The sequence below is a fragment of the Paenibacillus sp. S25 genome (genome assembly GCF_019454085.1).
GTDB lineage: Bacteria > Bacillota > Bacilli > Paenibacillales > Paenibacillaceae > Paenibacillus > Paenibacillus polymyxa_B.
This window is the reverse complement of the sequence record NZ_CP073683.1, coordinates 2,977,252-3,002,906: the sequence shown is the minus strand read 5'-3', so window position 1 is coordinate 3,002,906 and position 25,655 is coordinate 2,977,252. Positions and strand designations below refer to the sequence as shown.

Genomic DNA, 25,655 nt, shown 5'->3' with positions numbered 1-25,655 from the left:
GTCTGTGCCAGGAGTGTTTTCATTCCGATGGCAAAATGATAAAACGCTACTGACCTTCATATGTCAGTAGCGTTTTAAATTGTTTCAATAACAAACGAGGAAGAGGTGTGTGCCTTATGAATCGAACCAAGCTTAAGAGCAAATTATTTATTTCGGTAATTTTCTTATTATGTCGCTAATGAACTGACGGAATCTCAATGCTTACCTGTCCGCCGCCTGTCTGAGTGGAGTTGGTGATGATCAGCTTTCCACCATGTAGATTGACAATGGATTTTGTTATATACAGACCCATACCGTAATGTCCATTTATTCTTCTGGACGAGTCACCCATATAGAACTGCTCGGCGGCCTGTTTGAGGCCTTCCGGAGAGAAGCCTGGGCCTTCGTCTAAGATGCTGAACCGAATGCAGTCTTCCACAGACTCTATGGTCAGCTGGATCTCGCTATATTCAGGCGCCTGATCTACCGCATTAGAAGCAACATTCATAATGGCTCGCTCAAGTAGAACTGGGTCTGCATACAGCGTCTTAGGGAGGTTATATGCAGCGAATGCTACAGATATTTTTTTGACAGCAGCCAAGGCCAATATCTGATCTTTCACTTTCGTTAAATAGAAGTCAGCATCCATCGTTTCCGCCCGCAGGGTGACAAGCGTTTCCGCTTTTGAAATTTCAATAAGAGTCTTAATATACTGCTCCATCTGCCTGGTGCTTTCCGATATATAATCCGTATAGTTCTTTTGCTCTTCGGACTGATTGGTCTCGGACAGTAGCTCTATGTTTCCACGAACGATAGTGAGTGGTGTTTTGACATCGTGTGCTAGGGCGGATATTTGCTCGTGGCGAGATCTTTCCAGATTCCACTGTTTCTGAAGCGAAGTCTTTAAAGTTTCTTTCATTTTATCCATGGAATGCAGCACCTGATCGATCTCCATCACGCCACTGAATTCGATTGAGAAGTCCAGATCCTGTGCTTGAATTTGTTTGGTGGCCTGCTGCAACCCACTCATCTTACGTGCCAGCTTTCGTCCGAAGGAGGAAGCCAGCAAGGCACCTCCCCCCAGAAAGGCGATACAGAACACGGCAAAAAAGGACAATTCCGCGTTCGGCAGGTATTGACGCAGGATAGGAAGTTCAAACTGAGCCGAGACAGAATAGCGCATCACAGTAACTTTATCATTATGTGAGACTTTTACATAGTTATAGGGAAATTGATAAGCAGTATCGTTCTGCTGCGTAACACTCCAAGCAGTTTGAGCCTGCTTTTCAGAAAGGTTTCCCTCATTGAGGCGGCCTTCCGAAGTGAATGATGCGTATTTATACAGTTTCTGCCGAGAATCCGGCTGTAGGGTCTTGCCAGCTTCAATGATTGTCTTGTCCTCCCGCACCTGATTCTCAGCATAGTTCGCGGGGAGAATGGTCCCACAAGACATCAGGACATAGAAGATGAGAACCAGGAACAGAGCGAGCGCAATCGTCCCGATACAGAACATAACTAAATAACCCAGAAAAATGGTTCGTAGTTTGGTTGTCTTGCATGCTTGCTGTACTTTGGTTACTTCCATCGGTACCCGATCCCCCAAACCGTCTCCACTGGCGAAACCTCTACTTTGCCAAGCTTGGCTCGGATATTTTTAATATGCTCCACGATGGTGGCGGAATCGCTGTCCCCATCCAAGCCGAAGACAGCTTCGTAAATCTGCTCTTTAGGGAACACCTGTCCCCAGTTCAGGGCTAGAAACTTACATATCTCATATTCGCTTTTGGTAAACGGGACTACAACATTCTGAACGGTGATTTCCTTGCCGGACAGATTAAAATGAACTTCCCCAATGCAGAATACATTACGCCGTTCACGATTCTCCCGTCTGAGATGGGCGTTGATTCTTGCGCGCAACTCTCCAGCACCAAACGGCTTGACAATATAATCGTCGGCCCCTTCCCCAAGCCCTAACATCACATCGTTCTCCATGGATTTTGCGGTGAGGAACAGGATCGGGCAGTCTATTTTGCTGCGAATTTCCCGACAGAGTGTGAACCCGTTCATGGTAGGCATCATCACGTCAAGCAGGATGAGGTCAAAGGCTCCAAGCTGCATGGTGAGAACCTGTGGGGAGTCGGAGACCACCGTGACAACATGGCCATCTTTCTGCAAAATATTTTGAAGGAGTGCCAAAACGGCGGGTTCATCATCAACGGCCAACAAGTTTGCCATGCTTAATTCACTTCCCTTGCTTTCTTTACTCTAGTCTTTATTCCGACGAATTGTGTCCTTCCCAACGACAAATCCATAATCCTAATAATACCATGATGACTACGGTCCCTACTACGCAATATCTGACTCCCGAATCAAGCCGTATAGCTTCAGGAATAGATACTGCTGAGTTTATACCGTATTGCACCCAAATCGTGATGAATCGGGCAGTCCAAGCAGAGGGGATGAATATCCAATTATGATCACCCAGCCCTGTAAGAAGCAAAGCGGACAATAGACTCTCCATAATGCCTAGACCGATGGAAGCTCCCTTGCCGAACCGCAAACTAATGAAAAAATGCAGAAAATAGAGGAATACACTGGACATAAACAGAATGCAGGCAGCCAACACATAAAACTTCAAGCCATACGGTGACTCTCTCATAAGATATATATAGCCAGCCCCAAAGCCACCGGAGGCAAGCAGCACACTGCCAAATCCCAAGATCAGGAGCAGGCTGAGCTTGCTCAGGAAAGGTAGCAGCTTCACTGGCGAGATCAATAGCTGCTGGAAATTGCCAGCGACTGCCTCCTGCTCAACAGCAATGGAGCAGACAATACCAATCATGGTAGGAAGAACCACGGCCAAGACCTGCAAATAGCCGTCCACCTTTGAAATCGGTGAATACGGAGTAAAGGAATAATAGGCTAGAAAGATTGCTATGCCTAAAAGCGGCACAAACAGCTGCACAAGCAGTAAGGGCTGCCTTCTAAGTTTAAGCACATCGGATTTCAGATAGCGGAAAAAAGAAATCATCTTATTTATCCTCCCGCTTGCGGAAGGATATCGCCGTCAGTATCGACAGAATTATAAACAGGCAGATTGTGATCACTAGGCCGGGCACAATCACGCCTTTATCCAAAAGCGGATCTCCTGAAGGAACGGCAAGCCCATTAGGTAGTACTTTAATGACGGCGCACATTAATCGGGCTGGAATAGCATAAGGGACCGCCCACCACACAGAGGACGTAGCGAACAAAATGGTGCAGGATACGTTGCCCAGCATATTAATAATTAGAGTGGCAAACATGCCTATTCGGTCCGTCAGGAACAGGCAAAGTGGAACTTGCCACAAAAAGGTGATGAAGAGGATTAGAGTTGCGGCAACGCTTCCTGCTAGTGTCACAGAAGTTGAGAATACGAATCCGCCAAGAGTTATCCCTATAAATAGGACAATAAAGGAAACCATTAAGAGTCTTACGCAAACCCCGATTTTACCGTACCATACCTGAGCCAAATCTACAGCCATGCCGAGGACAGCACGGCATTTCAGCTTCTTGCCATCCTTTTGGATCACTCCTGAGCACATTAAGGTGAGGGCACCTGGCAGCAGCATGAAATACCACCAATTGTAGCTGGCGCTTTGGAGCATACGTCCTCCCATGAGTACGGTACACAGAAGAAGAGTAGCGATGGGGGCAAGCCAGACCAACTTTTTTGTGAAGGTACGCTTTAATTTTAGATGTTCGGCGGCTATATATTGCTGCATTCTACTCATCTCCTTTTCGGTATTCCTGTGCAATCTGCATGAACAACGATTCCAGGCTTTGTCCTGGAGTGACCGCCTCTTGATAAGCTAATACGCCGCCCGCAATGATACCGACATGGTCAACGATTTGTTCGACTTCGGATAAAATATGGCTGGAAAGAATTACGGTAATTCCTTGCTTCGGGAAGGAGCGAATCAACTCGCGTTGCTCCTGAATACCAATGGGGTCTAGTCCGTTGGTTGGTTCATCTAAGATCAATAGCTTGGGATGATTGAGGAGAGCAATGGCAATGCCCAGCCGCTGTTTCATACCCATCGAGAACTTGCCCGAGCGCTTTTTCCCGGTATGGGTCAAATCAACAATGTTCAGCACTTCATCAATCTGCGAATCAGGCAATCCCAGCAACGTTGTACGAACTTTGAGGTTCTCTCTAGCTGTCAAATTTTCATAGAGTGGAGGGGATTCGATCAGTGCGCCGATCTGAGCAAGATCTTTTCGGGACCAGGGTTTTCCTTGAAATAAAATCTCACCGGATGTCGGGCGTAGCATACCGGTTAACATTTTCAAGGTGGTTGATTTTCCAGCCCCATTTGGGCCAAGTAGTCCATAGACGGAATTCTCCTGAATAGACAGTGTGACGTTGTTCACCGCCTGTTGTCGTCCGAAGGTTTTGCAGAGATTTTTAGTCTGTAAAATAATGTTATCCATATCAGTTCATCCTTTTCATTTGTTCTGACAACTACTTTAAAGATCAATTCTAAGAACTTTATAAGGATTTAAAATATTAATTTCAAACTTTATGCATTCATGCACTATTCGCTATAATGGATACAGTGATTTAGGAAAGGGATGTAATCATGAAGAAGGTCATCGTAATCGGATCAGGAATTCTGGGGGCATCGACAGCATTCCATCTAGCAAAAATGGGTGCTAATGTCATTATTGTAGATCGTAAAGATAAAGGACAGGCTACTGATGCCGCTGCTGGCATTATCTGTCCCTGGCTATCACAGCGACGCAATCAGGCTTGGTACCAACTAGCCAAAGCGGGAGCGCGTTTTTACCCTGGGTTGATTGAAGAACTCAAAAGCGAGGGAGAAACAGAAACTGGCTATGCTCAAGTGGGGGCTCTCAGTATTCATGATGATTTGGAGAAAATCAAAAAAATGGAGGAGCGGGCACACTTACGACAAGCGGATGCACCGGAAATCGGTGAAATTACCCGGCTAAATGAAAAAGAAACCCATGAACGGTTTCCTTTGTTAGTAGAAGGTTATCATTCTGTTCATATTAGCGGTGCCGCCCGAATAGATGGGCGTGCGCTGCGGGATGCGTTGGTCCGATCAGCACAAAAAAACGGGGCGGTCCTTATACAAGGAAATGCTACGCTTCAATATGAGTCCGACCATGTAACGGGAGTAGTGGTCGGTGCACAAAGCTTCTCGTCTGACAAGGTCATTGTTTGTGCAGGTGCATGGGCAAATCAACTACTGTTGCCTTTGGGCATTCATTTTAAGGTTAGTTATCAGAAAGCACAAATTATGCATTTGCAGGTTTCTAATAGGCAAGACACAGGCACTTGGCCTGTAGTCATACCACCTTCTGATCAATATCTGCTGGCTTTTGATAAACAGAAGATCGTAATAGGGGCGACTCACGAAAATGAAATCGAAGGTTACGATACGAGAGTAACAGCAGGTGGGATGCAGGAAATTCTGGATAAAGGTTTAGAATTGGCCCCTGATTTAGCAAACAGCACTTTTCAGGAGGTAAGAGTTGGTTTCCGTCCTTTTACACCCGGTTTTCTACCAGTGATCGGAGCTGTTCCAGGCTGGGATGGTCTTATAGCGGCAAATGGGCTTGGAGCATCCGGGTTGACCATGGGCCCCTTTATTGGAAATCAGCTGGCAAAGTTGGCACTTGGAATGAATTTAGATATCGATATCAATGATTATGATATTCGAAAAGCAATAGATGAAAGTTGATTCTTGACCGGAGAAATGAAGTCGCCACAATGGCGGCTTTTTTAGCGATATAAGTTCTTTTTCTCAACTTTAAGTGAACTTATATCGCTAGCTGAAAAGGGCAATTACAGGTTTCCATTTTAAAGATTAGATAACCATCTAACCGTTGAGTAGTTTATAGAGATTGACTCATATTAATGTTCAAAACTCCGCTACGTAAGAACAAGATAAGTGACATACTAAAACAAATCACAGTAAACAGGCTAACGGAAATAAAACCACCAGAGTGTGCATATAGCATTCCGCTGTGAAAGAGCCAACCGCCGTACCACAATACATAGAAGAATTGGCAAGTGATGAAATTGTTCCTCGTGCTGTAGCAGACAGGGTTTGAAGCAAACTCATCATAAGTGGAAAAATCATTCCAAGGATGAGGAAGATCAGGAAATATGTAATTTCGACATAAGTTACGCTAGGTAAATATGGAAGAAGTAAATAAAGCAGGCCGATGAAGATTATGCCATATTTCAAAGAGTGTCTAGCACCTACTTTATTAACTAGGCTACTACCAAATAAGCTGCTGATCGTATTTCCTAAACCAAGGAACAGAATTACCGTACCAATACTTGCAACATTGAGACTGAATTTATCGGAAAGCCATGTGCCAATAAAAGAGAAAGCAGCAAAATTTCCGAGTTGGAATAGGAGATAGGCAAGAAAAGCGATCTTAGGTGTTGATCCGCGTAGTAATGAACGATATCTACTCCCAATAGAGGAAGCATTATGCTTCTGTAGAGAAGCAGGTAAGGAGGGCAAGAGAACAGCAGTCAAAATAACGATCAAGAAGGTGCAGCAACCAGTTATAATAAAAGGTGTTTGCCACCCTGTGGTAGCGAGATAGCTGCCGATGGGCACACCCAGCATTTGGGAAACGGCCAATCCTGCGGTAGCAACCCCCATGGCTTTTATACTTTATGTGGTTGAACCAGCTGAGGAATGGCAGCCCAAACTTGAGGCGACGCGAAAGCGGCGCTAATCCCAGCCAATAAGCGAAAAGCAAACATGGACCAAAAATCCGTGGCAAAGCCGCAAAGTAAAGTAAAGATACCAAAACCAAGCAAGCCGAACAGTAGTACTTTTTTTCGATTCCATTCATCTGACAAAGGTCCTGCAATTAAGGCAAACACAGCATAACCTAAAGCATAGGCCGAAACGATCCAGCCTGATTGCTCGATAGAAATGCCGAAACTTTCACGAAGAATAGGTAAAAGAGGCGATACAATGAACGTATCTGTGCCGATGAAAAACATGATAAAGAAAAACAAGGTGATAATTTTATTCAAAACTAATTCCTCCATTTGTTCTATTGTTCGATAATTTTCGAACATTAGAAATATAACATTGCAATATGTTATAATGCAACTATAATTCTTTATTCAGGTAGGTGAACGGATCTTGAGAACACTGTATCATCCTAGCGTTAATGAAATTACTCTATCTACAGTTTTATATGCCCTGAGTGACCCGATTCGGCTTAATATCATCAAGATTTTGGACGAAAAGGGGGAGCAATCCTGTAGCTCGATAGATATTTCGGCCCCAAAGTCAACCTTGTCCCATCACTTTAAGGCTCTTCGGGAATCAGGAGTCGTCCATACAAGAATAGAGGGTACCCAACGCTTTATTTCAATCCGGTACGACGATGTGAATTTACGATTTCCGGGATTGCTAGCGGCTGTACTGATGGGCTTGAAGCAATAAAATAAAGGTCTAGTTAGCATGATGCTGACTAGACCTTTATAGACGGAGGTAACGATAGAAAATCATAAGTTTCCGCTTATTTTGTAGTTAGAGGAAGAACAATTACTCTATACGTCATTCATCATGTCATTGAGATGCGAATTCTCCAACGATTGTGTTGTGGTTTGCATGTTTTTCAAGTAGTCGATTTTATAGATACAGGAGTAAATCACATTTAATACATAGTCAAAGGCAATTTGCGACGAAAATGTACCAATCTTGGCATGTTTTACTTCGTCATTAGGCACTTGGATACAGATATTACTGAGTTTGGCCAATTCATTTTGATTGGTTGCTGTAATTGTGATAAAAGGGATATTTTCATGTGCGAAATGCCGTGCTGCTTTTAAAAAAATCGGCGACTTTCCGTGGTAAGTTAAAAAAACAGCGCAATCCTGTGTCGTAAGATTAGCCGTATGGTAAGCCCACTCAGACAGCTCCGTGGCTATAACCACATACTTGTTTATTTTTACTAATTTATTTTGGAAACTTTTCGCACGGATTTGTGAATCACCTAACGCATATATAAAGATTCTTTTTGCTTGATCCAGCAGTAGGGCTGTTTGCGACAATAAATCATCATCCAAGAATGTAAAGTTTTTTTCAATCGTTTCTTTCATTAATTCTGCAATTTCTTTCGCTACTTGAAGTGGGGATTCATCAAAACCGAAAGGATAGTTGGGGTCTACATTGGAAATGTTCTGGGTATTCTGCTGAAATTCCCGAGCAAGTTTGATTATAAACTCCTTGAAGCCCGATAGCCCAAGTTTATGTGTTAATCGATTAATCGCAGAATGCGAAGTATATGTTGCCTTTGCAAGCTCCTGAATATTTAAGTGCAAGATACTTTCCTTATGAAGCAAAATATAGGATGCAATGCTTTTTTCGTTTGGTGTAAAGTTTTGCATTTCGGATAATTGCATCAGTATTTTCAACAGGTTCACTCCGGTTCAATTGAAATAACGTTTGATAAAGGATATAAAATAAACATTTTGTTTAAAAATAAACAACCATTTTTAAAAATAATCGGTTGATTGTACCATTTTGGCGGCAAATCCTTTACGATCAACGTTCTTCTTCTATAATAAATGAAAAAGAGCCTAAGGGGGAAATAATATGCTTACCATCGGTTATATTGGAAATGGGAAAAGCACGAACCGTTATCATCTTCCTTTTTCATTGAACAGAGCTGATTTGAAAGTGAAGACGATATACGCACGCAATCCAGATAAAGGGGAGTGGAAAAAAATCCCTGACGTGCTGTATACAGATAATATTGAATCTCTAATGAACGATAAGGAGATTCAGTTGATTGTTATCTGTACACCTGTAGAATCCCACTACGACTATGCGAAAATGGCGCTTGACCACGGGAAAAATGTACTTGTTGAGAAACCTTTTATGTTAACCAAAGAAGAAGCCATGTCGATCTTCCAATATGCTAAAGAGAAAAATCTGGTTATACAATGCTATCAGAATAGACGTTACGACTCGGATTTCCTCACTACCCAGAAGGTTATTGAATCAGGAAAACTTGGAGATTTGCTGGAAGTGGAGATGCATTACGATTATTATCGCCCTGAGATCCCGAACTCCACTTCTCATTTTTCTAAATATAACAGTTACCTATATGGACATGGCGTTCATACCATTGACCAGGTTCTTTCCTATTTTGGGAAGCCGGACACAATCCATAACGATGTTCGTCAATTGCTGGGTGCTGGGAGAATGAATGATTACTTTGATCTGGATTTTTATTATTCCTCGCTCAAGGTATCCATCAAATCCAGCTTTTTTCGCTTAAAAGAGCGGGCGAGTTTTGTTGTATACGGCAAAAAAGGCGTTTTTATAAAGCAAACGAAGGATCGTCAGGAGGAGCATCTGAAATTATACTATCTGCCTAAGGGACACGCCGATTTCGGCATCGACCTGCCCGAGCATTACGGCATCTTAACATATCTGGATGATAAAGGCGAGTATCATGAAGAAAAAGTCGTTTCTGAAAAGGGAGACTATGCTCGAGTGTATGACGATATTTATCAGTCGATCGTATTTGGTAAAGAAAAAGTGATTAAAGACGAAGAAACCATAATTTGTATGGAAATACTTGAAAAAGGTATAGAGGAGTGCAACTAAAATGAAGTTGGGAATTGTCGGAGCAGGGATGATCGTAGGGGATCTATTGAGCTTTATTCAGGAAATCCCAACTATTTTATTAAAGGGCATTTGTTCTAGACCTAGCCACCAGGAGAAATTACTGGATTTGAAAAATAAATATGGAATATCTCAGATTTATTCGGATTACAGTGAGATGCTGATGAACCGTGATGTGGATACAGTTTATATCGGGTTGCCTAATCATCTTCATTATTCATATGCCAAAGAAGCATTATTGAGTGGTAAACATGTCATTTGTGAGAAGCCGTTTACTTCCAATTTGCAAGAATTTCTAGAGCTAAAAGAAATTGCTCAGCAAAGAAAACTGGTATTGGTGGAAGCCATAACGAATCAATATTTGAAAAATTATTTGTCAATGAAGGAGTATCTACCTAAACTTGGTGAGATCAAAATAGTTGAATGCAACTATTCTCAATACTCATCTCGATATGAAGCTTTCAAAGCGGGAATAATCCAGCCTGCATTTAATCCGGAGATGTCTGGTGGAGCCTTGATGGATATTAATTTATATAATATTCATTTTGTTGTTGGATTCTTCGGGAGCCCTAAGAAAGTGGAGTATTGGGCGAACATGGAGCGTGGAATTGATACTTCAGGTATGCTGCTGCTTGATTACGGTGATTTCAAGTGTGTCTGCATAGGTTCAAAAGATAGTACGGCCTCCAATGCCGTGAACATTCAAGGCAATAAGGGCTATATACACATGGCAAGTTCGGCTAATATATGCAACTGCTTTGATTACACTGCGAATAAGGAAACGCCAATTCGGGTCGACTTAAAAGATCATCCGCATCGAATGTATGACGAATTCGTTGAGTTTGACCGTATCATCGAGGAAAAAGATTTGGAAAAAGCCTCGGATATGCTTGAACATAGCGAGAAGGTCATGAATGTCATTGAGAAAGCCAAGCAGTCCGCCAATCTTGTATTTGGCCCTGATAAACACGATCTATAATACTTTTAGATCAGTTAACGAACTGAATGTTAAAGAAGCAACTCGCTAGGGTTGCTTCTGACTCGCTGATTTGAGAGTAGCAGACATAGTAGCCTGCTACTCTTTTTTTATCAGATTCACAATTTCCGGTCCAACAGCATGCCTATTTGCTCTGCCATCTCGACAGGAGGGAGAGGTTTATCATTCAAAAACCACCACTCCATAATCCCTACCACAGCGGACGCTGCATAACGGACAACCACCTCTTCGTTTAGTCCCCGATTTCTTGCTTCATTCATGTCGACCTCTTCCCGAAGTTCATCGATCATAAATTCAAGAAACTGAGTGCGGAAGTAAGGGGCGCCTTTGCTCACCAGCATCGTGGAGAAAAATAAATAGTTAGCCTCAAAATATTCAAACCAAACAATTTCGGCCTCTGTAAAGCTCAAATGAGCCGATTCAATACATAATCTTCGAAGTTCATTGATGTGTGCGGCAATCAGCTTATCCAGCAAATCATATTTGTCCACGTAATGAAGATAGATGGTTCCCCGGCTTACATTCGCTTTGTCGGATAGATCCTGAATCGTAATATGGTCGAAACTCTTTTCGGCCATCAACTCCGTTAATGCTTTTTTCAAGGCTTCCTGTGTTTTGAGTATTCTCCTGTCCACTTTCACTGTGTTCAACCCCTAAACTTCTAAATGATAATTGACTGTTTTAACTTATATGTCTATTAATGAACAAATCAAGCGTATTTAACAATTGCAAGCATTCTGTATCATCTTATAATAATAGACACAAGTTCAATAATGTATCTCTTTCAATTATAGATGCATTTATATGAAGGATCAATGCAAATGAAGAAAGAGGAGATATCACATGTCAGATACTCAAAAACTTACGGCTGCACAGCGAACGATTGGGCTTTCATTTGAGTAAAGCCAAAGACAACGGCCTGACGGAAGAGGAACTGATCGAAGTCATTACCCATCTTGCCTTTTATGCGGGCTGGCCGAAGGCGATGTCCGCTATTACAGTGGTGGCCAAAGAACTATTCGCAAAAGAAAACTAAGTCTCAAAGCAAACATTTTATATCCAATCTCAGAACCTCAATTAAGCAATTCAAATTAGAAAGGATGTTCATTCTCTATGTCCAACATTCAAGATAAAGTCGTTATTATTACAGGTGCTTCCAGCGGAATCGGAGAGGCAACGGCCAAAGAGCTGGCATCTAAAGGTGCGAAGCTTGTGCTGGCGGCTCGCCGTGAAGACCGTTTACAAAAGCTGCAAGAAGAAGTTGAACAAAGCGAGGGGACAGCCATCTACAAAGTAACCGACGTGACATCGCATGAACAAGTGGAGGAGTTGGCTTCGTATGCACTTCAAGAGTTTGGGAAAATCGACGTACTTATCAATAATGCCGGAGTCATGCCGCAATCGTTTCTCTTTAAGAAGAAAATTAATGAATGGGATATGATGATTGATATTAATATCAAGGGCCTCTTGTACGGGATTGCTGCTGTTCTGCCTGCGATGCGGGAACAGAAATCTGGCCATATCATTAATCTGTCTTCTATTGCCGGACATAATGTCTACCCCGGCGGCACTGTATATTGCGCGACCAAACATGCCGTAAGGGCGATTACGGAAGGTTTACGTCAAGAAGAGGCGATCTGTGGTACCCAGATTCGTACAACGAATATCTCTCCAGGAGCTGTCAGCACTGAATTGACGGAGGGAATCACGGATGCAGAGTTAAAACAAACCTACGATGAGTTATATCAAGGAGCGATTAAAGCGGAAAGTATCGCACGTGCGATTGCTTTTGCGATTGAAGAGCCAGGAGATGTTGCGATCAATGAAATGATTATTCGCCCTACCACACAACAGGCGTAAGTCAACAGCAGGAGGAATGACGATGAATTATCGTACAGTAGGAAAAACAGGAATCAAGGTTTCAAATTTATGTTTTGGCACGATGTCCTTCGGCGGAAATGCCGATGAAGAAACATCCAAAAAAATGTTCAACCGCTCCCGCGAAGCTGGCATTAACTTTTTCGATACAGCAAACGTGTACAGCCAGGGTCGCTCCGAAGAAATTCTGGGCGAGTGCATCGAGGATTGTCGGGATGAGATTATACTGAGCACCAAAGTTTTCTATCCGATGGGACAGGACGTGAATGCTAGGGGGCTTTCCCGCCGTCATATCATGCTTGAAGTGGAAAACAGTCTGCGACGCCTGAAGACGGACCGCATCGACTTCTACTTCGTGCATATGTTCGACGAAAATACGCCAATGGAGGAGACGCTTCGTGCACTCGACGATCTCCAAGCGCAGGGTAAAATCCTTTACCCAGCGGTGAGCAACTGGTCGGCCTGGCAGATTGCCAAAGCGCTCGGCATCTCTGCCAAGGAGGAGCTGGCACGCTTTGAATTGATCCAGCCGATGTACAACTTGATCAAACGTCAGGCTGAGGTAGAAATCCTGCCTCTTGCCGTTTCCGAGCAGATTGGGGTCATTTCGTACAGCCCTCTGGGAGCCGGGATTCTTACGGGCAAATACGGAACGAACAAACGACCGGAGCAAGGACGGCTGGTCGAAGAGCAGCGGTATACGGACCGCTATGCGGATGAAATGAATTTTACCGTCGCCGACCGCTTTACTGCACATGCAGCAGAACGAGGCGTGAAGCCCTCGACGCTTGCGGTAGCCTGGGCGATATCCAATCCTATGATCACGGCGCCAATTATTGGCGCAAGAAACCTCGCGCAGCTGGAAGACTCACTGGGCGCTGTCGATGTAGAGATGACTCCAGAGTGGCGCGATGAGATTTCCAGACTTTCGGTGACTCCCGCGCCTGCTACAGACCGGGGTGAGACGCTGCTGCCGAATTGGGCCTAGTCATTCATGACCTGGTCATATTTTTCCTTCAATCGCTTGATGTCAGCTCTCGGAGGAGCACCGAACGTGCGGGAGTATTCACGGCTGAATTGGGAAGAGCTCTCGTAACCAACTCTGAAAGCGACGTCTGCGGCGTCCGCCGATTCAGCCAATAAGATGCGGCGAGCTTCCTGAAGTCTCAGCTGTTTTTGGAACTGAATTGGGCTCATGGCGGTTACCTCTTTAAAATGCCGATGGAACGAAGAAACACTCATGCTGGCGGTGTCTGCAAGATCTTCGATCCGAAAAGACTGGTCCCAATTTCGGACAATATGGTCGATAGCTTCCCGGATCCGATAGGTGCTGCTTCCTTCGACTGCAATCTGAGCCAATTCGACTCCATAGGGCCCCTGCAGCAGCCTGTACAGAATCTCCCTCGTGTAAAGCGGGGCCAGAAATGGGATTTCTCCCGGGGTGTCCAGCAGACGGGCAAGCCTGAGCACGGCGTCCTGAATGGACGATTCCATCCGGCCGACGAACAGGGCACGCTTGGCATTATCTTTTGACGTGACCTTAATATCACAATCGTTCAGCACTTCAAGGATCTGGTTCTGTGTAAATTCGAGCTTGAGACTCAGGTAAGGAGAGTCAGCAGACGCTTTTATAATTTGACCGATCACAGGAAGATTCATGGAAGCGATCAGATAATTGGACGGTCCATATTCAAATCTCTCCTGTGCCAGCAAAATTTCTTTCAGACCTTGAACGACAACACAAAAAGAAGGCTTGTAAACCCGATACGCGGGCTCAGTTATGCTGGAATGCTGATAGAAAAATAGGGAAGGGATCGCCGTTTCCTTGGTGCTATTCTGAAGCGAGTGACGCTCGATTAATCCGGTAAGCTCCTGTTGCTGTTGAATAAGGTTCTCGGGCATTCAAATCCTCCTTGCAGGTTTGTCTGGTCCCATTATAAGACTTATCCGCCTGTAGCAACAGTAGCCGTAATAGGATTGGGCAATCATTTAAGACGAATGAGATATCGCTTCGCTTTTTCTGTTCGGCATAATAAGACTAAGTTCACAGAATCAAGCAAGGGGGAGAACAATGTAACAGCTAAGCGGATGGAGTGACAGATGCCTCTAAACTACCGTAAGCATAACGACATTACTATAAGAACAAGTTTAAAAAAGGGAGGAGATGAATTATTTGAATCGTTGGTTTAGGAACTTATTGGTTCAAAGGCTTATCACATTAATAGAGTTTGAAGAACATGAATTTTTCAAAAAATTATATAATAGTTCTCTTGATAGGATAGTAAGCCAATCAACTAATGAAAAATAATAACATTTATAATGACCAACTCTCTAATTAGATAAAGATAGAATCATATTAAGAAAGGAAGATGTATGATGGAAAAGCGTAAATTGGGAAATAGCGGTCTGGAAGTTTCCGCAATCGGACTTGGATGTATGGGAATGAGTTACGGTTATGGGCCGGCTTCGGACCAAAAGGAAATGATCTCGGTCATTCGGGAAGCGGTCGAGCGCGGCGTGACTTTCTTTGATACCGCCGAAGTATACGGACCCTACACGAATGAAGAACTCTTGGGCGAAGCTCTTCTTCCTGTTCGAGATCAAGTCGTGATTGCCACGAAGTTCGGCTTCAATATCCAGGATGGCAAGCAGTACGGAATGAACAGTCGCCCTGAGCATATCAAGAAAGTTGCCGAAGAATCGCTTAGTCGGCTCAAGATTGAAGCCATCGACCTGTACTATCAGCACCGAGTCGATCCAAATGTGCCGATCGAAGAGGTAGCGGGAGCCGTGCAAGATCTGATCCGGGAAGGAAAGGTGAAGCACTGGGGATTGTCTGAAGCAGGAGTGAAGACCATTCGTCGTGCACACGCGGTTCAGCCACTCACTGCAATTCAAAGTGAATATTCCCTGTGGTGGAGACGCCCGGAAGAGGAACTCCTCCCTGCCCTAGAGGAGCTCGGTATTGGCTTCGTTCCGTTCAGTCCTTTGGGGAAGGGATACCTAACGGGGAGTTTTAACGCGAATACGACATTCAATCATGGCGACTTGCGCAGAGTTCTTCCACGTTTTACTCCAGAAGCACTGGAGGCCAATCAGGTGCTGGTCGATCTGCTTAAAGAGATGGCTGAGCAGTTAAAAGCAACGCCAGCCCAAATCGCACTCGCCTGGCTGCTAGCTCAGAAGTCGTGGATCGTTCCGATCCCGGGCACACGGAAATTAAGCCGTCTGGAAGAAAATCTAGGCGCAGTGGACATTGAGCTCACATCCGAAGATGTGCGTAATATTAACAGCGCAGCCTCGCAGATCACTTTGATGGGCGCCAGATATACGGAGGAGCTGGAGATGAGAACGGGTCTTTGATCTAATTCTTAAAGTCATAATCCAACATGAGGAGATCTCTTTTGTTAAAGTAAATAATTGAGATGAAAAATCGTATTTCTCCGCAATATTAAAATCCTGTCCCGCCTTATGAGGCGGGGTGAGTATAAGTCCAATGTTCATTAACTCGCTGTCGGTAAAACGTTGGCCCAGTTCTTCCACAAAATATACTGCCATTTCGTCCAGTCCAACCAGCTTTAGCCGTAAACAAACTTCATTCGGGCGTGATAGCAGCTGGTACCAACCGACGAGAGCATGCTCACGTTTTGCATCAATGGCCATCCAGGCAGTCTCATTTTTTTCAAAGGGACTTAGCAGACGATAAAAGGTTCCCTGTGTAATTAATCGTCGGTGACGTTTATACACTTTTATTTGTTCTTTGATTACTTTGCACTCTTCTTCTGACAAAGCCCATGGATCAAGTTCATAACCGAATACACCAAAGTAGGCGGCATTGGATATGGTTTGCAACGGTGCGGTTCTGCCTACCTGGTGGTTCGGGATGCTTGACACATGAGCACCCATGCTGCTAAGCGGATAGGCCATGGAAGTGCCATACTGAATCTTCAGACGTCCTATAGCCTCACTATGTCGTTTGTCCATGTTTGGGGAGCATAATAAAGCATCCCTGGATCAAACCGTCTCCCACCGGAAGCACAGAACTCAAACAAAATCTCAGGGTGTTCGGTAACGAAAAGAGCTTATCCATCTTTCGAGCACGCTTTTTGGGATTGACAGAGGTATGGTTGCATGAGAAAATGTACGCGCGTACATAAAATGATTTGGAGGTGGGTAATATCGTTTCGCGCAAGGAAGTAGCAGAACTTTCCGGCGTGTCTGAAGCGACGGTATCCCGGGTCTTAAATGCAGTAGGTCCTATCAAAGAGGATACCCGGAGAAGGGTTCTGGACGCAGCTAATCAGCTTGGATATGTTCCCAGTGCGCTGGCCCGTAACTTTGCCCGAAGCAAGAGTGGCCATCTTGGTGTAGTTATGCCTTATGTCCCGAAGGCGCACCTGTTCTCAGCCTATTTTTTCTCTGAGATGCTGAGCGGTATCGGAAACAAGGCCAGAGACAGCGGGCTCGATCTGCTTCTATTGTTCCGGAAGCCGGGGGAACGGATTGATTACAGTAGTCTTTTCCGCCAGCAAAGGATCGATACCTGTATCATCCTTGGAGCCAGGGATGACCACGATGAGGTGGAAGCTCTAAAGAGACTTCAGGAAGAAGGGCGTCCGTTCTGCGTCATGAATCACCATTTTGAAGGGCAATCGTTCTGTGAAGTGGATGCAGATCATGTAGAAGGCAGCCGAACGGCTGTAAGTCACCTCATCGAGCAGGGTTACAAACGGATCGCCTTTCTCAACGGCCCGGATATCTATTCCAATAGTACTGAGCGAATGAAGGGTTACCGTACCGCGCTTCAGGAGGCCGGTATTGAATATGACCACGATCTGCTTCTGGAAGGTAACTATAGCCGTCGAAGCGGGCTCGAAGCCTCAGCTACAATAGCAGACAAATTGATTGATATTGATGCCGTATTTGCGGCGAACGACCGGATGGCCCTTGGGGTAATGCAGGGTCTCCGTGAGCGCGGACTGCCAGTTGACCGGTTCCCAGCGTTTGTAGGCTATGACGATTCGGATGCGGCTGAGATGGCTGTTCCGCCACTAAGCAGTGTCCGCGTTCCTTTTTATGAGATGGGAGAGCTTGCAGCCTCGAAGCTTATACCCGATTCTCTGAACCTTATTCCAGCCCTGGAACTGACCGGGTCCGACTCGATAAGAGAACTCCTGTCCACAGAGCTGATTATCAGGGCGTCATCCATTCGTCCATAACACCAATCGTCAAAAACTCGTTGAAACTCAGACCCATAAGGAGGATCACGACATGTCTAATCGTCTTCGTATCGGAATGGTTGGCTACAAATTTATGGGCAAGGCTCACAGCAACGCTTACCGTAGTCTACCCATGTTCTTCCCAGATGCCCCGCTGCAGCCAGAGATGTCCGTTATCTGTGGACGCAACGCGCAGGGGGTTCAGGCGGCTGCCCGCCAGTTCGGCTGGACCGAAAGTGTTACGGATTGGCGTGATCTAGTGAAACGTAACGATATTGATCTCATTGATATTAACGCCCCGAGTAATGCCCATAAGGAAATTGTCGTTGAGGCTGCCCTCCATGGCAAGCATCTGTTCTGTGAGAAGCCGCTTGCGCTCTCGCTGGCGGATTCCCGTGACATGCTGCAGGTAGCAGAGGAAGCAGGGGTCAGACATATGGTAGGCTTCAACTACCGCTTTTCTCCGGCTGTCCAGCTGGCAAAGCAGCTAATCGAGAGCGGTCGCCTAGGAAAAATTTATCATTTCCGGGCCTTCTTCCTTCAAGACTGGATCATGGACCCGTCCTTCCCGCTGGTATGGCGACTGCAAAAAGAAGTGGCCGGTTCTGGCTCTCATGGTGATCTTGGCGCCCATCTGATTGATCTCGCTCGCTTCTTGGTCGGCGAGTTCCATGAAGTGATCGGCATGAGCGAGACATTCATCAAACAGCGCCCGTTGGCTTTGGAGATGAGCGGGTTGAGCTCCAAAAGGAGCGCAGAGGCAAATGCACCGATGGGAGAAGTGACCGTCGATGATGCCACGCTGTTCCTGGCACGCTTCGCCGGAGGTGCGCTGGGCAGCTTCGAGGCCACACGTTTTGCTGCCGGACATCGGAGCACAAATTCATTCGAGATCAACGGTAGCCTAGGCAGCGTGCGGTTTGACTTTGAACGAATGAACGAACTGGAAGTGTATTTCATACAGGATGAGGAGGACGTTCAGGGCTTTCGCCGCGTACTCGCCACCGATCCGGCACATAAGTACTCCGAAGCCTGGTGGCCTGCAGGACATACAATTGGATTCGAGCATACCTTTACCCACGAGATGCTTGAGATGTTGAGTGCCATCTCCGAAGGGCGGCAACCTTCGCCGAACTTCCACGACGGTGTCGCTTGTCAGGCTGTGCTTGAAGCGGTAGAACGATCCATAGAGGAACGACGTTGGGTATCCATTGAAGAAATGTAGTATAACAATACATTCCGAAAGGTGAGTGGTTACAGATGCGCAAGGCACTGATTGTATGGGGTGGATGGAACGGACATGAGCCTGAGCAGGTGGCGGCGATTTTTGAACGCATTTTGAAGGAAGAGCAGTTCGAGGTGGAGGTGTCTAATACCCTTGAAGCCTACCAAGATGCAGAGAAACTGCTTGACCTGGACTTAATCGTTCCAATGTGGACCATGGGACAGATTGAGCAGGAACTAGTCAATAATGTCTCAGCAGCCGTTCAAAGCGGCGTAGGTCTCACAGGCTGCCATGGCGGCATGTGTGATGCGTTCCGGAACAACGTGGATTGGCAGTTCATGACAGGCGGGCAATGGGTTGCGCATCCCGGCAATGACGGGGTGGAATACATGGTGAACATGAAGCGCGGCTCCAGCCCACTTCTAGACCACATTGAGGATTTCCAGGTCAAAAGCGAGCAGTATTACCTCCACGTAGACCCGGCAGTTGAAGTGCTGGCAACCACACGCTTCCCGGTCGTCCCGGGCCCCCATTCAGCCAATGGGCCGGTGGATATGCCTGTTGTATGGACGAAGCGCTGGGGGAACGGCCGCGTCTTCTACAATTCGCTGGGCCATCACGCAGATATCATAGATATGCCTCAAGTGACCGAGATGATGCGCAGCGGGTTTCTGTGGGCAGCCGCAGGCAAACAGGCGGTGACCACCCGCGGCAACTCTCTGGCAGAGGCTTATACAGGCATGACAGACAACCAGCAGCGTTAGCGTGGACCGGATGAATTGGTAGTACCTCTGGCAAAGAGTTTGACCACCTGAACTCACCATGGTCAGAAAGGGACAGAGCACAGAAGGAGAACAGACAACACGGACGGTAATACCGTTAGGCATCTACCCTTATGCAATGATGTCCTAATTGAATTGAATTCGTATTGCCAGTCTCCATTTGATTGATACATTGATGATTTGTAATTTTACAATATTTAACAATCAGAATAAATGAGCTTGTTTACAAGCCCCGTTCAGCGACAGAATAGTATCCGATGAAATAAAAGAATGCCATTATCCATTTTTTCTGAAGAAGAAGGGAGTTCAGGCATGAACAAAATGAAAGTAGGCATTATCGGGTGTGGTAAAATTAGCGGAATTTACATGGAAAATTGCCATCGTTTCGACATTCTAGAGCTGTACGCAGTAGCGGATCTGGACCAAGGTCGGGCAGAGGAGCAGGCGGTAGCGTTTAACGTTCCGAATGTATATTCGGTAGATGAGATTTTGGCTGATCCGGAGATCGAACTCATTATTAATTTGACCATTCCGGGCGTTCACGCCGACGTTTGTCTCAGAGCTCTTGAGGCAGGCAAGCATGTTTATGTGGAGAAGCCACTTGCCGTCACCCGTGAGCAGGGGCAGGCTGTCTTGGATCTTGCTCATCAAAAGGGACTGCTTGTCGGCTGCGCACCGGAGACCTTCTTCGGTTCCGGTATACAGACGTCATTGAAGCTGATTGAAGACGGAGTCATTGGGAGTCCGGTAGCCGCTACGGCTTTCATGATGAGCCGTGGACATGAACATTGGCATCCTGATCCTGAATTTTATTATGCAGTCGGCGGCGGTCCAATGTTTGATATGGGCCCCTATTATTTGACGGCTCTGGTGCAATTGCTGGGTCCGATTGCTACCATTTCGGGCATGACAAGCAAGGCGATGGATCAACGAATGATTACAAGCGAGAAAAAGAGAGGCCAGACCATCCCGGTCGATATACCGACCCATGTGGCCGGATTGCTGCGCTTCAAGCAGGGGGCTGTCGGCACGCTGATTACCAGCTTTGACATCTTTGGTGGAAGCACTCTGCCACCTATCGAGGTATACGGCACTCATGGCACGCTACAGGTACCAGACCCGAACACGTTCGGAGGGCCAATTCGCTATAGGGTGCTAGGCGAGCAAGAATGGATAGAGGTACCGCTGCTGCCGGGTTACCAGGAGAACACACGGGGCATCGGTGTTGCCGATATGGCCTATGCTATCCGCAGCGGACGGCCTCACCGCGCCAGTGGTGAATTGGCCTATCATGTGCTGGAGGCGATGTGGGCGTTCCACGATTCCTCCGATCAGCAGACCTTCTATCCAATGCAAAGCACATGTCTGCGTCCGGCGGCTTTACCGGAAAACCTGCCTTTGTACACGTTAGATACGTAAACAAATGTCAGCCTAGTGCTAGTCGGCAGCATTCAAAAATTACAAGACTGGAGGGCATGTCCCAAAAGTCAGTTTTTATTTTTTTACATTCCGCTTTGAATGTTCATTTCTATTGAAAAGAAGACTCCAGCTCCGTTTTGACCGCGGCTTTGGAGTCTTCTTAGTTCACTTTTCGGAAAATTTGACAGATAAAGAAGTTGTGGAAGTCCTTTCAATAAAGAATTATAGAGCAAAGACTAAGAGAGGAAAGACTAAGCAAAGTAACCGTGGACCTGATCTTAATTTCGGTCATAAAATCATTCTTTACCGATCGTTCTAAATATGTTATATTATTGCCGTGGGAGGAGTACACGGATAAGAAGCCAAGAGTTATGAGGAGTGGTGTGAGATCTTGCAGTGGCGCTCTTCTACGCATATTAGAATGATCGTTCTCATTATAACAGATAGAGAAGGGATGGATTGAACATGGAATATCGTGTATTAGGAAATACAGGCCTTAAAGTAAGCAGTTTTGTATTAGGTACAGGTACTTTTGGTTTTTGGGGAAACAATACGGAGAAAGAAGCTGCAATCATACTGGATGAAGCTTTGGCAGGAGGCATTAACCTAATCGATACAGCGGATGTCTATTCAAGTGGTCAATCCGAAGAAATTCTGGGTCACATCCTAAAAGGACGCAGGCAGGATGTTATTCTGGCCACGAAAGGCGGAATGCCCATGGGCAGTGGGATCAATCAATCCGGTAACTCGAAATATTGGATTAAGCGTGCAGTAGAGGATAGTTTGAGAAGGTTGCAAACGGATTATATCGATTTGTATCAACTACATCAGCCGGATCTCCATACCGATATTGAAGAGAGTCTTGACGCACTTACGGACTTGGTTCGTGAAGGGAAGATTCGCTACATTGGTACATCCAATTTTCAGGCATGGCAAGTGACCGAAGCACAATGGACTAGCGAACGCAAAAATACCGCACACTTTATATCCGAGCAAGCCCCGTATTCCATTTTGAATCGAAGCATCGAATTCGATCTGCTTGCTGCAACCGCAAAATACGGAATGGGCGTACTTGTTTGGAGCCCACTTTCGGGTGGCTTACTGACGGGGAAATATCGTTTAGGAGCAGCCGTTGCCCCGGATTCAAGAGCAGCCACCTTCGCTGGACGCTTAAAATCTGTTGTTGACCCTGATCGAGAAGAAAATCGCACCAAATTTGAAGCCATTGCTAAGCTCCAAACCCTTGCAGATGAAGCAGGATTAAGTTTGCCTCATCTTGCCATGGCATTTACACAAGCTCATTCGTCAATTACTTCTGCTATAGTGGGGGCAAGAACAATTGAGCAACTACGTGAAACGTTAAAAGGCAGTGACATCCGATTAAGCACTGATATCCTGGATGCGATAGATGCTATCGTTCCGCCAGGAGTAACCCTGGATGCCCTGGAAAAAGGCTGGACGCCTGATTGGTTACAAGCAGACAAACGAAGAATCTTGGGTTAAATATATAAGACAGACCTCATAACTGTAATGTATTCACTTTTTTTAAACCTAGTTTGCCGATCCTTCACTAAATTGTATAATGATTATTCGAGGTGATGACGATGGCAAGATCAAAAGAATTTGAAGTTAATGAAGTATTAGATAAAGCAATACACCTGTTCTGGGCACAAGGATATGAGAAAACCTCAATGCAAGATTTGGTTGAGTTTATGGGTATTCACCGAAGAAGTATCTATGATACCTTTGGGGATAAGCATGCCTTATTTATGAAAGCTCTCGAACGATATGAAACGAAGCAGACCAGCAAAATGAGGTTTCTAATTGAAAAACAAAAACCGATTAAAGAATTAATTCGTGAGTTGTTTGAGGCGACAGTAAGAAATGAAGGAGAACCTCTAGGGTGTTTTCTCGTGAATTCAGGCGTGGAACTCGGCGTGTTGGATCCTGAAGTTGCATCCTTAGTTGATGAGAGTTATTCGCGAACTGAGGAACTCTTGACTAACCTTGTTCTAAAGGGGCAACAATCGGGTGAGTTCAAGGCTGACTTTGATCCTGTAGTTATTTCTCATTATTTAATGAATGCGTGGTTGGGGCTACGTACGTTGGTTAAGACAACAACGGATCAGCAAAAATTAAAGAATATTATTGATATGACACTGTCCGCTTTAGATTAAAAGTGGAATTACAGCATGGCAGGCAAAAGGAGTCACCTAAATGGAAGTTTGTTTCCGTGATACAAGTTCTTGTTCTCTAACTGAAGAAAGAACTTGTATCTTTTGCCTCAAACAAGTCAAGGAATACAGCTCTAAAATTAAAATTCTTAGCCACAAAAAAATTATTTACTGTTCGTTCTAAAATTGATATGCTAATAGCAAGTTAGATCTAACTGTTTTTTACTCCAATAAGAATGATCGTTCTAAAATCGTCTTTAAAACTCATTTATACTAATCTGCATGTTATGAAGGAGAGAATATTATGAAGTATACAGTTATTACAGGAGCAAGCTCAGGGATTGGATATGAAACGGCATTGGGCTTTGCTACACGTGGCAAAAACTTAATTTTGGTAGCTAGAAGATTGAATAAATTAGAAGAACTCAAATCAGCAATTAAGGATATTGATCCTACTGTAAATGTTATTGTTCATACAAGTGATCTGTCTGTTACAGATCAGGCCTACACACTATATAACAATTTAAAGGAATACCAAATTGAGACCTGGATTAACAATGCGGGGCTCGGTGAAGCTTCTTTTGTAGCAGAACAGAATTTAGATAAAGTTGAAACTATGTTACGTGTTAACATCGAATCCTTGACGATCCTTTCTACACTATATGTGCGAGATTATGCTGATGTAGAAGGAACTCAGTTAATTAACGTCTCATCCGCACTCGGATATGCCATTGCTGTTGGGAGTGTTGCTTATTCTGCATCTAAATATTACGTTAGTGCCTTCACAGAAGGGCTTGCAAAGGAACTAGAAATTAAAGGTGCAAAACTAAAAGCTAAGGTTTTAGCACCAGCTATAACAGAAACGGAATTCGTTAAGAAATCATTAGATACTGAAGAATTTGATTACAAAGCAAGCATGCCTAAGTACCACACTGCCAAACAAATGGCGGGCTTCATGGTGGATCTTTATGATAGCAACGAGGTGGTAGGGATTGTAGACCAGAACTATGATTTCAATCTGAGAGGAAAAATATATACAATAATTCCAGAATTTTAAATTTAATTCATATATTAGATTTGACTTACCTTCATGTCATGCATCTTGGGAATGAAAAGCTGCTCAAGACATTCGCTCAATCTGGGACGAATCTATTGTTAGTCAATCGTGCTGAACGAGCTCTGGAAGATCTTAGCGTTATACTATCCCCAAATTAGTAAAAGAAGAGGATGAATGATGAGAGCAGCACAAATACAGAAATATTCAAAAATAATCCAAGTGGAATTAAATGATGTTAACATACCACAGATCAATAACCATGAGGTACTTGTCAAAGTAAAGGCTGCAGGTGTAAATCCACTGGATATTCTTAATCTGAATGGCAGTGTTCGGATGATTGCCAACTATAAGTTGCCATTAACTTTAGGGAATGAACTATCCGGCATTATTGAAGCCGTTGGTGATGATGTTTTGAATTTTAAGGTTGGTGACCCTGTTTATACGAGGTTGCCGCTTAATAAAATCGGTGCTTTTGCTGAGTATGCGGCTGTAAATGAAGATGCTTTATCCATCATGCCTGAAAATCTATCTTTTATTGAAGCTGCTGCGGTACCCCTTACTGCCTTGACTGCTTATCAAGCATTGCACGATGTACTCCATGCTCAGCCGAATAGAAAGCTATTCATTCCTGGAGGAACCGGAGGATTTGGCGCTATGGCAATCCCCATTGCCAAATCAATGGGATTATATGTTATTACAAGTGGAAGTGAAAGAGGCAGATCACGTACACTGTCGGTCGGGGCTGATCAATTCATAAATTATAAGGCAGAGAATTATGCTAACATACTGTCCGATATCGATTATGTGATCGACACCTTGGGTGCCAAAGAGATCAAAGCTGAACTGGGCATTTTAAAACGACAAGGGAAATTGGTATCATTGAAAGCCGGACCTAATTATCGCTTTGCGGTTGACAATCATTTTCCGTTGTGGAAAAAAGCAGTGTTTGGTCTAGTGGGTGCTCGCTTAGATTCTTTAGCACGTAAAAATCAAAATGAATATCGCTTTTTATTTGTGCAAGCCAATGGAAGTCAATTACAAGAAATCACTAAACTTGTTGAAAAAGAGAATATAAAGCCCTCTATAGATTCAACTTATACGTTTGGTGACATTAACAAGGCGCTGATTAAAGTGTCGATGGGCCACTCCCAAGGCAAAGTGATTGTGACCTTCTAAAGTAAGCACATCTAATATTATAGACGCCGTTACGAGATGACCTAAATAAACGATTATTGCTGGAAA

The 25,655-nt window shown here is 44.7% G+C and carries 24 protein-coding genes and 2 pseudogenes; 16 read left to right on the top strand and 10 right to left on the bottom strand.

Annotation, left to right across the window (positions count from 1 at the left end; all coding sequences use genetic code 11):
* Positions 1 to 175: 175 nt before the first annotated feature.
* The 5 genes from KAI37_RS12845 to KAI37_RS12825 are packed head-to-tail and all read right to left on the bottom strand — an operon-like array spanning position 176 to position 4,452.
* The gene (locus KAI37_RS12845) at positions 176 to 1,564 is read right to left on the bottom strand and encodes a HAMP domain-containing sensor histidine kinase (protein ID WP_220029549.1); all 1,389 of its coding nucleotides are present in this window, start codon (positions 1,562 to 1,564) and stop codon (positions 176 to 178) included.
* Complete coding sequence (locus tag KAI37_RS12840) at positions 1,555 to 2,214, bottom strand: response regulator transcription factor (protein ID WP_220029548.1); 660 nt, start codon at positions 2,212 to 2,214, stop codon at positions 1,555 to 1,557. The genes KAI37_RS12845 and KAI37_RS12840 overlap by 10 nt, the downstream gene beginning before the upstream one ends.
* A gap of 37 nt (positions 2,215 to 2,251) precedes the next feature.
* Positions 2,252 to 3,010: a lantibiotic immunity ABC transporter MutG family permease subunit gene (locus KAI37_RS12835; RefSeq protein ID WP_068938791.1), complete on the bottom strand. Its 759-nt coding sequence runs from the start codon at positions 3,008 to 3,010 to the stop codon at positions 2,252 to 2,254.
* A 1-nt stretch (position 3,011) separates the two neighbouring features.
* Complete coding sequence (locus tag KAI37_RS12830) at positions 3,012 to 3,743, bottom strand: lantibiotic immunity ABC transporter MutE/EpiE family permease subunit (RefSeq protein ID WP_076293665.1); 732 nt, start codon at positions 3,741 to 3,743, stop codon at positions 3,012 to 3,014.
* 1 nt (position 3,744) lies between these two features.
* On the bottom strand, positions 3,745 to 4,452 hold the full coding sequence (locus tag KAI37_RS12825; RefSeq protein WP_220029547.1) for a lantibiotic protection ABC transporter ATP-binding protein: 708 nt from the start codon (positions 4,450 to 4,452) through the stop codon (positions 3,745 to 3,747).
* Between the two features lie 149 nt (positions 4,453 to 4,601).
* Here KAI37_RS12825 and KAI37_RS12820 point away from each other — a divergent pair, with 149 nt between their 5' ends.
* Positions 4,602 to 5,729 carry an NAD(P)/FAD-dependent oxidoreductase gene (locus tag KAI37_RS12820; RefSeq protein WP_220029546.1) on the top strand — a complete coding sequence of 376 codons (1,128 nt, stop codon included), beginning with the start codon at positions 4,602 to 4,604 and terminating at the stop codon, positions 5,727 to 5,729.
* A gap of 154 nt (positions 5,730 to 5,883) precedes the next feature.
* Here the strand turns inward: KAI37_RS12820 and KAI37_RS12815 are convergent.
* A pseudogene (locus KAI37_RS12815) lies at positions 5,884 to 7,051 on the bottom strand (MFS transporter).
* A gap of 112 nt (positions 7,052 to 7,163) precedes the next feature.
* Between KAI37_RS12815 and KAI37_RS12810 the strand changes: the two are divergent.
* Positions 7,164 to 7,469 carry an ArsR/SmtB family transcription factor gene (locus KAI37_RS12810; protein WP_075154246.1) on the top strand — a complete coding sequence of 102 codons (306 nt, stop codon included), beginning with the start codon at positions 7,164 to 7,166 and terminating at the stop codon, positions 7,467 to 7,469.
* Positions 7,470 to 7,576: 107 nt separating this feature from the next.
* Here the strand turns inward: KAI37_RS12810 and KAI37_RS12805 are convergent, their stop codons facing one another.
* On the bottom strand, positions 7,577 to 8,443 hold the full coding sequence (locus KAI37_RS12805; RefSeq protein ID WP_220029545.1) for a MurR/RpiR family transcriptional regulator: 867 nt from the start codon (positions 8,441 to 8,443) through the stop codon (positions 7,577 to 7,579).
* Positions 8,444 to 8,624: 181 nt separating this feature from the next.
* Here KAI37_RS12805 and KAI37_RS12800 point away from each other — a divergent pair, with 181 nt between their 5' ends.
* Both KAI37_RS12800 and KAI37_RS12795 read left to right on the top strand, forming a co-directional pair.
* The gene (locus KAI37_RS12800; RefSeq protein WP_220029544.1) at positions 8,625 to 9,644 is read left to right on the top strand and encodes a Gfo/Idh/MocA family oxidoreductase; all 1,020 of its coding nucleotides are present in this window, start codon (positions 8,625 to 8,627) and stop codon (positions 9,642 to 9,644) included.
* 1 nt (position 9,645) lies between these two features.
* A complete protein-coding gene (locus KAI37_RS12795; RefSeq protein WP_220029543.1) occupies positions 9,646 to 10,641 on the top strand; it encodes a Gfo/Idh/MocA family protein in 996 nt (331 codons plus the stop codon).
* Between the two features lie 116 nt (positions 10,642 to 10,757).
* On the opposite strand, the gene KAI37_RS12790 is transcribed toward KAI37_RS12795, so the two are convergent.
* Positions 10,758 to 11,300, bottom strand: a complete 543-nt coding sequence (locus KAI37_RS12790; RefSeq protein ID WP_023988832.1) for a TetR/AcrR family transcriptional regulator — start codon at positions 11,298 to 11,300, stop codon at positions 10,758 to 10,760.
* Positions 11,301 to 11,554: 254 nt separating this feature from the next.
* Between KAI37_RS12790 and KAI37_RS26365 the strand changes: the two genes are divergently transcribed.
* The 3 genes from KAI37_RS26365 (at position 11,555) to KAI37_RS12775 (ending at position 13,525) form a co-directional block, all read left to right on the top strand.
* On the top strand, positions 11,555 to 11,695 hold the full coding sequence (locus tag KAI37_RS26365; RefSeq protein ID WP_258382968.1) for a carboxymuconolactone decarboxylase family protein: 141 nt from the start codon (positions 11,555 to 11,557) through the stop codon (positions 11,693 to 11,695).
* Positions 11,696 to 11,772: 77 nt separating this feature from the next.
* Entirely contained in the window at positions 11,773 to 12,519 is a 747-nt protein-coding gene (locus KAI37_RS12780; RefSeq protein ID WP_071640923.1) for an SDR family oxidoreductase, read from the top strand.
* A 22-nt stretch (positions 12,520 to 12,541) separates the two neighbouring features.
* Positions 12,542 to 13,525, top strand: a complete 984-nt coding sequence (locus tag KAI37_RS12775; RefSeq protein WP_071640921.1) for an aldo/keto reductase — start codon at positions 12,542 to 12,544, stop codon at positions 13,523 to 13,525.
* Here the strand turns inward: KAI37_RS12775 and KAI37_RS12770 are convergent.
* Positions 13,522 to 14,439: an AraC family transcriptional regulator gene (locus tag KAI37_RS12770; protein ID WP_071640920.1), complete on the bottom strand. Its 918-nt coding sequence runs from the start codon at positions 14,437 to 14,439 to the stop codon at positions 13,522 to 13,524. The genes KAI37_RS12775 and KAI37_RS12770 overlap by 4 nt on opposite strands.
* A 474-nt stretch (positions 14,440 to 14,913) precedes the next feature.
* On the opposite strand from KAI37_RS12770, the gene KAI37_RS12765 reads away from it, so the two are divergent.
* A complete protein-coding gene (locus tag KAI37_RS12765; RefSeq protein WP_258383089.1) occupies positions 14,914 to 15,900 on the top strand; it encodes an aldo/keto reductase in 987 nt (328 codons plus the stop codon).
* Positions 15,901 to 16,005: 105 nt separating this feature from the next.
* On the opposite strand, the pseudogene KAI37_RS26360 reads toward KAI37_RS12765, so the two are convergent.
* Positions 16,006 to 16,598 (bottom strand): annotated as a pseudogene (locus KAI37_RS26360) (GH36 C-terminal domain-containing protein); the annotation flags it as partial.
* A gap of 102 nt (positions 16,599 to 16,700) precedes the next feature.
* On the opposite strand from KAI37_RS26360, the gene KAI37_RS12760 reads away from it, so the two are divergent.
* From KAI37_RS12760 to KAI37_RS12725, 8 genes are all read left to right on the top strand, one after another.
* Complete coding sequence (locus KAI37_RS12760; RefSeq protein WP_179085930.1) at positions 16,701 to 17,756, top strand: LacI family DNA-binding transcriptional regulator; 1,056 nt, start codon at positions 16,701 to 16,703, stop codon at positions 17,754 to 17,756.
* 52 nt (positions 17,757 to 17,808) lie between these two features.
* On the top strand, positions 17,809 to 18,981 hold the full coding sequence (locus tag KAI37_RS12755; RefSeq protein WP_220029541.1) for a Gfo/Idh/MocA family protein: 1,173 nt from the start codon (positions 17,809 to 17,811) through the stop codon (positions 18,979 to 18,981).
* A 35-nt stretch (positions 18,982 to 19,016) separates the two neighbouring features.
* Positions 19,017 to 19,745 (top strand): ThuA domain-containing protein, encoded by a 729-nt coding sequence (locus tag KAI37_RS12750; RefSeq protein ID WP_071640913.1) that lies wholly within the window; start codon positions 19,017 to 19,019, stop codon positions 19,743 to 19,745.
* 330 nt (positions 19,746 to 20,075) lie between these two features.
* Positions 20,076 to 21,182 (top strand): Gfo/Idh/MocA family protein, encoded by a 1,107-nt coding sequence (locus tag KAI37_RS12745; protein ID WP_071640911.1) that lies wholly within the window; start codon positions 20,076 to 20,078, stop codon positions 21,180 to 21,182.
* A gap of 465 nt (positions 21,183 to 21,647) precedes the next feature.
* Entirely contained in the window at positions 21,648 to 22,685 is a 1,038-nt protein-coding gene (locus KAI37_RS12740; protein ID WP_071640909.1) for an aldo/keto reductase, read from the top strand.
* 101 nt (positions 22,686 to 22,786) lie between these two features.
* Complete coding sequence (locus KAI37_RS12735; protein ID WP_071640907.1) at positions 22,787 to 23,359, top strand: TetR/AcrR family transcriptional regulator; 573 nt, start codon at positions 22,787 to 22,789, stop codon at positions 23,357 to 23,359.
* 301 nt (positions 23,360 to 23,660) lie between these two features.
* Positions 23,661 to 24,413 (top strand): SDR family NAD(P)-dependent oxidoreductase, encoded by a 753-nt coding sequence (locus KAI37_RS12730; RefSeq protein ID WP_220031418.1) that lies wholly within the window; start codon positions 23,661 to 23,663, stop codon positions 24,411 to 24,413.
* A 177-nt stretch (positions 24,414 to 24,590) separates the two neighbouring features.
* Positions 24,591 to 25,589, top strand: coding sequence for an NADP-dependent oxidoreductase (locus tag KAI37_RS12725; protein WP_220031474.1), 999 nt, complete (start codon positions 24,591 to 24,593; stop codon positions 25,587 to 25,589).
* Positions 25,590 to 25,655: the final 66 nt, after the last annotated feature.

Coding starts and splice junctions, on each gene's coding strand:
- KAI37_RS12730 (WP_220031418.1), top strand. CDS start 23,661: ATGAAGTATACAGTTATTACAGGAGCAAGCTCAGGGATTGGATATGAA.
- KAI37_RS12765 (WP_258383089.1), top strand. CDS start 14,914: ATGGAAAAGCGTAAATTGGGAAATAGCGGTCTGGAAGTTTCCGCAATC.
- KAI37_RS12735 (WP_071640907.1), top strand. CDS start 22,787: ATGGCAAGATCAAAAGAATTTGAAGTTAATGAAGTATTAGATAAAGCA.
- KAI37_RS12745 (WP_071640911.1), top strand. CDS start 20,076: ATGAACAAAATGAAAGTAGGCATTATCGGGTGTGGTAAAATTAGCGGA.
- KAI37_RS12740 (WP_071640909.1), top strand. CDS start 21,648: ATGGAATATCGTGTATTAGGAAATACAGGCCTTAAAGTAAGCAGTTTT.
- KAI37_RS12835 (WP_068938791.1), bottom strand. CDS start 3,010: ATGATTTCTTTTTTCCGCTATCTGAAATCCGATGTGCTTAAACTTAGA.
- KAI37_RS12775 (WP_071640921.1), top strand. CDS start 12,542: ATGAATTATCGTACAGTAGGAAAAACAGGAATCAAGGTTTCAAATTTA.
- KAI37_RS12825 (WP_220029547.1), bottom strand. CDS start 4,452: ATGGATAACATTATTTTACAGACTAAAAATCTCTGCAAAACCTTCGGA.
- KAI37_RS12795 (WP_220029543.1), top strand. CDS start 9,646: ATGAAGTTGGGAATTGTCGGAGCAGGGATGATCGTAGGGGATCTATTG.
- KAI37_RS12780 (WP_071640923.1), top strand. CDS start 11,773: ATGTCCAACATTCAAGATAAAGTCGTTATTATTACAGGTGCTTCCAGC.
- KAI37_RS12725 (WP_220031474.1), top strand. CDS start 24,591: ATGAGAGCAGCACAAATACAGAAATATTCAAAAATAATCCAAGTGGAA.
- KAI37_RS12830 (WP_076293665.1), bottom strand. CDS start 3,743: ATGCAGCAATATATAGCCGCCGAACATCTAAAATTAAAGCGTACCTTC.
- KAI37_RS12755 (WP_220029541.1), top strand. CDS start 17,809: ATGTCTAATCGTCTTCGTATCGGAATGGTTGGCTACAAATTTATGGGC.
- KAI37_RS12750 (WP_071640913.1), top strand. CDS start 19,017: ATGCGCAAGGCACTGATTGTATGGGGTGGATGGAACGGACATGAGCCT.
- KAI37_RS12800 (WP_220029544.1), top strand. CDS start 8,625: ATGCTTACCATCGGTTATATTGGAAATGGGAAAAGCACGAACCGTTAT.
- KAI37_RS12770 (WP_071640920.1), bottom strand. CDS start 14,439: ATGCCCGAGAACCTTATTCAACAGCAACAGGAGCTTACCGGATTAATC.
- KAI37_RS12820 (WP_220029546.1), top strand. CDS start 4,602: ATGAAGAAGGTCATCGTAATCGGATCAGGAATTCTGGGGGCATCGACA.
- KAI37_RS12840 (WP_220029548.1), bottom strand. CDS start 2,214: ATGGCAAACTTGTTGGCCGTTGATGATGAACCCGCCGTTTTGGCACTC.
- KAI37_RS12845 (WP_220029549.1), bottom strand. CDS start 1,564: ATGGAAGTAACCAAAGTACAGCAAGCATGCAAGACAACCAAACTACGA.